This is a genomic window from Micromonospora sp. CPCC 205558 (assembly GCF_036902955.1).
Lineage (GTDB): Bacteria > Actinomycetota > Actinomycetes > Mycobacteriales > Micromonosporaceae > Micromonospora.
This window is the reverse complement of record NZ_JBAKHR010000060.1, coordinates 1-5,395: the sequence shown is the minus strand read 5'-3', so window position 1 is coordinate 5,395 and position 5,395 is coordinate 1. Positions and strand designations below refer to the sequence as shown.

General features: G+C 57.4%; 3 rRNA genes. All 3 read right to left on the bottom strand.

Annotated features, from left to right (window positions below):
• Nucleotides 1-107 (bottom strand): 5S ribosomal RNA (gene rrf, locus V6U86_RS33240); the annotation flags it as partial.
• Between the two features lie 86 nt (nt 108-193).
• Nucleotides 194-3,304 (bottom strand): 23S ribosomal RNA (locus V6U86_RS33235).
• Between the two features lie 382 nt (nt 3,305-3,686).
• A 16S ribosomal RNA gene (locus V6U86_RS33230) occupies nt 3,687-5,201 on the bottom strand.
• Nucleotides 5,202-5,395: the final 194 nt, after the last annotated feature.

Below are 5,395 nucleotides of genomic sequence, written 5' to 3'. Positions count from 1 at the left end.
GTCCTACTCTCCCACACCCTCACGAGTGCAGTACCATCGGCGCTGGAGGGCTTAGCTTCCGGGTTCGGAATGTAACCGGGCGTTTCCCCTCCGCCATGACCGCCGTAACTCTATGAACATATCAAACAACCCCGGACACACACACGCGGGTGTTCGCTTGTTCAGAGTTGCACAGTGGACGCGTAGCAGCTTAGTAGTCAAGTCCTCGGCCTATTAGTACCGGTCAACTGAACCCGTTACCGGGCTTACATTTCCGGCCTATCAACCCAGTCGTCTAGCTGGGGGCCTTACCCCCACAAAGTGGGGTGGGATACCTCATCTTGAAGCAGGCTTCCCGCTTAGATGCTTTCAGCGGTTATCCCTTCCGAACGTAGCTAACCAGCCGTGCCCTTGGCAGGACAACTGGCACACCAGAGGTTCGTCCGTCCCGGTCCTCTCGTACTAGGGACAGCCCTTCTCAAGTATCCTACGCGCACGGCGGATAGGGACCGAACTGTCTCACGACGTTCTAAACCCAGCTCGCGTACCGCTTTAATGGGCGAACAGCCCAACCCTTGGGACCTGCTACAGCCCCAGGATGCGACGAGCCGACATCGAGGTGCCAAACCATCCCGTCGATATGGACTCTTGGGGAAGATCAGCCTGTTATCCCCGGGGTACCTTTTATCCGTTGAGCGACACCGCTTCCACTCGCAAGTGCCGGATCACTAGTCCCGACTTTCGTCCCTGCTCGACCTGTCAGTCTCACAGTCAAGCTCCCTTGTGTACTTGCACTCAACACCTGATTGCCAACCAGGCTGAGGGAACCTTTGGGCGCCTCCGTTACCTTTTAGGAGGCAACCGCCCCAGTTAAACTACCCACCAGACACTGTCCCTGAACCGGATAACGGTCCGAAGTTAGATACCCAAATCAACCAGAGTGGTATTTCAAGATTGCCTCCACCCATACTGGCGTATGGACTTCACCGGCTCCCACCTATCCTACACAAGCTAATTCGAGTACCAATGTCAAGCTATAGTAAAGGTCCCGGGGTCTTTCCGTCCTGCCGCGCGTAACGAGCATCTTTACTCGTACTGCAATTTCGCCGGGCCTGTGGTTGAGACAGTGGGGAAGTCGTTACGCCATTCGTGCAGGTCGGAACTTACCCGACAAGGAATTTCGCTACCTTAGGATGGTTATAGTTACCACCGCCGTTTACTGGCGCTTAAGTTCTCCGCTTCGCCCCGAAGAGCTAACAGGTCCCCTTAACGTTCCAGCACCGGGCAGGCGTCAGTCCATATACATCGAATTACTTCTTCGCATGGACCTGTGTTTTTAGTAAACAGTCGCTTCCCCCTGCTCTCTGCGGCCATACAACGCTCCACCCGCGCGGGGCTTCACGTCTCCGGCCCCCCTTCTCCCTAAGTTACGGGGGCAATTTGCCGAGTTCCTTAACCACAGTTCGCCCGATCGCCTCGGTATTCTCTACCTGACCACCTGTGTCGGTTTGGGGTACGGGCCGCTAAGAACTCGCTAGAGGCTTTTCTCGGCAGCATAGGATCACTGACTTCACCTGAATCGGCTCGGCATCACGTCTCAGCCTTCAAGTGGTGCGGATTTGCCTACACCACGGCCTACACGCTTACCCCGGCACAACCACCGGCCGGGCTCAGCTACCTTCCTGCGTCACCCCATCGCTTGACTACTACCCATCAGGTTCCCACGCTCCCTCAGATCAGTCCGAAGACCTCACCAAGTTCGGGTGGTTAGCACAACGAGGTTCATCAGGGACGCTCTTTCGCGGGTACGGGAATATCAACCCGTTGTCCATCGACTACGCCTCTCGGCCTCGCCTTAGGTCCCGACTCACCCAGGGCGGATTAGCCTGGCCCTGGAACCCTTGGTCATCCGGCGGAAGGGTTTCTCACCCTTCTTTCGCTACTCATGCCTGCATTCTCACTCGTGCCGCGTCCACAACTGGGTCACCCCGCTGCTTCACTCGCGGCACGACGCTCCCCTACCCATCCACACACCTGCACAAGGAATCAAGTCCAAGCGAGGATAAAATGTGAATGCCACAGCTTCGGCGGTGTGCTTGAGCCCCGCTACATTGTCGGCGCGGAACCACTTGACCAGTGAGCTATTACGCACTCTTTAAAGGGTGGCTGCTTCTAAGCCAACCTCCTGGTTGTCTATGCGACCCCACATCCTTTTCCACTTAGCACACGCTTAGGGGCCTTAGCTGGTGATCTGGGCTGTTTCCCTCTCGACTACGAAGCTTATCCCCCGCAGTCTCACTGCCGCGCTCTCACTTACCGGCATTCGGAGTTTGGCTGATTTCGGTAAGCTTGTGGGCCCCCTAGACCATCCAGTGCTCTACCTCCGGCAAGAAACACGCGACGCTGCACCTAAATGCATTTCGGGGAGAACCAGCTATCACGGAGTTTGATTGGCCTTTCACCCCTAACCACAGGTCATCCCCCAATTTTTCAACATTGGTGGGTTCGGCCCTCCACGCGGTCTTACCCGCGCTTCAGCCTGCCCATGGCTAGATCACTCCGCTTCGGGTCTAGGACACGCGACTGAATCGCCCTATTCAGACTCGCTTTCGCTACGGCTCCCCCACACGGGTTAACCTCGCCACATGCCACTAACTCGCAGGCTCATTCTTCAAAAGGCACGCCGTCACCCCGCAAGGCTCCGACGGATTGTAGGCGAACGGTTTCAGGTACTATTTCACTCCCCTCCCGGGGTACTTTTCACCATTCCCTCACGGTACTTGTCCGCTATCGGTCACCAGGAAGTATTTAGGCTTACCAGGTGGTCCTGGCAGATTCACGGCAGATTTCAGGGGTCCGCCGCTACTCGGGAACACCCACAGAAGGTCAGCAACTTTCACCTACCGGACTTTCACCGTCTACGGTCAGCCATTCCAGACTGTTCGACTAGCCACCAACTTTGTAACTTCTCGAACAAGTGTCAGCTTGTTCAGCAGGGTCCCACAACCCCGACCACGCAACCCCTGACAGGTATCACACGCAGCCGGTTTAGCCTCGATCCGCTTTCGCTCGCCACTACTCACGGAATCACTAAATTGTTTTCTCTTCCTACGGGTACTGAGATGTTTCACTTCCCCGCGTTCCCTCCACACACCCTATGTGTTCAGGTGTGGGTGACACCACATGACTGGTGCCAGGTTTCCCCATTCGGACACCCTGGGATCACAGCTTGGTTGACAGCTCCCCCAGGCCTATCGCGGCCTCCCACGTCCTTCATCGGCTCCTGGTGCCAAGGCATTCACCGTTCGCCCTTGACAACTTGACCACAAAGATGCTCGCGTCCACTGTGCAATTCTCAACAAACGACCAACCCACAACCCGATCCGCCCCACACCAAACCCAACCAAACAGTTGACGGTATGTGAGGCCAGGCCATGCCTGGCAGACTCCCAGCCCCCACCAAGGAGGGCCGGCGCGTCTCCGAAAAAACAACACAACGGTTGTTCCTTCAGGACCCAACAGGGTGCTTACATTCCCCCCCAGCCGCACCAGAAGCCACCGTTCCCACCACCCGAGGGTGGCTGTACTAGGCGCCGCCGGCCGTTGCCAGGGCAAAACTTGCCAGTGTCTCCGCCATTCGAGCACCCCACCACCACATTCGGGCAGTGCGGGCTCCTTACCGACTTTCGTCGGAAGGTGCTCCTTAGAAAGGAGGTGATCCAGCCGCACCTTCCGGTACGGCTACCTTGTTACGACTTCGTCCCAATCGCCAGCCCCACCTTCGACGGCTCCCTCCACAAGGGTTGGGCCACCGGCTTCGGGTGTTGCCGACTTTCGTGACGTGACGGGCGGTGTGTACAAGGCCCGGGAACGTATTCACCGCAGCGTTGCTGATCTGCGATTACTAGCGACTCCGACTTCACGGGGTCGAGTTGCAGACCCCGATCCGAACTGAGACCGGCTTTTTGGGATTCGCTCCACCTCACGGTATCGCAGCCCATTGTACCGGCCATTGTAGCATGCGTGAAGCCCTGGACATAAGGGGCATGATGACTTGACGTCATCCCCACCTTCCTCCGAGTTGACCCCGGCAGTCTTCGATGAGTCCCCGCCATAACGCGCTGGCAACATCGAACGAGGGTTGCGCTCGTTGCGGGACTTAACCCAACATCTCACGACACGAGCTGACGACAGCCATGCACCACCTGTGACCGCCCCCGAAGGACCCCCCATCTCTGGAGGTTTTGCGGCCATGTCAAACCCAGGTAAGGTTCTTCGCGTTGCATCGAATTAATCCGCATGCTCCGCCGCTTGTGCGGGCCCCCGTCAATTCCTTTGAGTTTTAGCCTTGCGGCCGTACTCCCCAGGCGGGGCGCTTAATGCGTTAGCTGCGGCACAGGGAACCGGAGAGGCCCCCCACACCTAGCGCCCAACGTTTACAGCGTGGACTACCAGGGTATCTAATCCTGTTCGCTCCCCACGCTTTCGCTCCTCAGCGTCAGTATCGGCCCAGAGACCCGCCTTCGCCACCGGTGTTCCTCCTGATATCTGCGCATTTCACCGCTACACCAGGAATTCCAGTCTCCCCTACCGAACTCTAGCCTGCCCGTATCGACCGCAGGCTTGGGGTTGAGCCCCAAGTTTTCACGGTCGACGCGACAAGCCGCCTACGAGCTCTTTACGCCCAATAAATCCGGACAACGCTCGCACCCTACGTCTTACCGCGGCTGCTGGCACGTAGTTGGCCGGTGCTTCTTCTGCAGGTACCGTCACTCTCGCTTCGTCCCTGCTGAAAGAGGTTTACAACCCGAAGGCCGTCATCCCTCACGCGGCGTCGCTGCATCAGGCTTCCGCCCATTGTGCAATATTCCCCACTGCTGCCTCCCGTAGGAGTCTGGGCCGTGTCTCAGTCCCAGTGTGGCCGGTCGCCCTCTCAGGCCGGCTACCCGTCGTCGCCTTGGTAGGCCATCACCCCACCAACAAGCTGATAGGCCGCGAGCCCATCCCAAGCCGAAAAACTTTCCACCACCAGCCATGCGACCAGCAGTAATATTCGGTATTAGCCCCCGTTTCCGAGGGTTATCCCAAAGCTTGGGGCAGGTTGCTCACGTGTTACTCACCCGTTCGCCGCTCGAGTACCCCGAAGGGCCTTTCCGCTCGACTTGCATGTGTTAAGCACGCCGCCAGCGTTCGTCCTGAGCCAGGATCAAACTCTCCAACAAAAAATTAGTTGAACAGCTATCCCGACAACAAACAAATGTTGCCAAAGGAATCCCAACCAGCCAAACCGAAGCCTGACCAGTCCGGGGTATAAATCATAATTGGCACTGGCTTTACAAGCACCCTGTTGAGTTCTCAAAGAACAACCACACACCGATCAAAGCACCACACTCAGTGGAACCCATCTCGGGGCTTT